This window comes from Paracraurococcus lichenis (assembly GCF_030657435.1).
Classification (GTDB): domain Bacteria; phylum Pseudomonadota; class Alphaproteobacteria; order Acetobacterales; family Acetobacteraceae; genus Paracraurococcus; species Paracraurococcus lichenis.
The window spans coordinates 1-775 of the sequence record NZ_JAUTWS010000384.1; the positions used below are offsets into that span (position 1 = coordinate 1).

Here is a 775-nt window from a genome sequence, read left to right on the forward strand (position 1 = left end):
TCGCTCACTGTTCGGCGCGGTGCCGGTCCGGGTCCAGCGGCTGTTGGTCTGCCCCTGCCATGGTCCGGGCGAGCCGAAGAGCTTCGCGGCCCTGGAGCTCGGCGGGGGTACCGTCGCGCCCGAACTCGCCTGCGTCACCGCCCGGTATGCGGCGCTGGCGCCGTTCGGCAAGGTCGCGGCACTCCTGTCCGAGTTGCTTCCGATCGGCGGGGCGGTGAACGCCGGCACGGTGCGGAACCGGACGCAGCGGGTCGGCAAGGAGGTGATGCAGCCGCCCATGGCTGCGGCCGTGACGCGGCCCGCAGTGCGGCCGGGCGGCGCGATCGTGGTTGGGCTGGATGGCGGTTACGTGCGCAACCGGCATCCCGTGTCAATGCTGATCGAAAAATCCCCAGGAGTGCTGGACGAAAATTCCCCAGTTGTCGGGTCAGCTACGGGGCTGATTGAGGCTCGGCCGGTTGCTGCGTGGACGGCCTGCTGCGGCGCCGGGTCGGTTGGAGCGGCGGCGTGACCTGCCGTGTGCCGGCGGTGTCCGGCAGCAGGTCGGCGTGCTTGCGAAGGCGGTAGCTGGCGCCCTCGATGCGGACGACGACGGCGTGGTGGAGGAGGCGGTCCAGCAAGGCCGAGGCGACCACGGTATCACCGAAGACCTCGCCCCACTCGGAGAAGCCGCGGTTTGAGGTCAGGATCATCGCGCCCCGTTCGTACCGGGCATTCACCAGCTGGAAGAACAAGTTGCCGCCGCCCGAGGCGACGGTGAGATAGCCGATCTCAT

At 69.7% G+C, this 775-nt stretch carries 1 protein-coding gene and 1 pseudogene; one reads left to right on the top strand and one right to left on the bottom strand.

The window, feature by feature from the left end; genetic code table 11:
- A pseudogene (locus tag Q7A36_RS40380) lies at positions 1 to 511 on the top strand (hypothetical protein); the annotation flags it as partial.
- On the opposite strand, the gene Q7A36_RS40385 reads toward Q7A36_RS40380, so the two are convergent.
- Positions 432 to 775, bottom strand: a 344-nt coding sequence (locus Q7A36_RS40385; protein WP_305109422.1) for an ATP-binding protein, incomplete at its 5' end; no start/stop codon positions are given. The pseudogene Q7A36_RS40380 and the gene Q7A36_RS40385 sit on opposite strands and share 80 nt — an antisense overlap.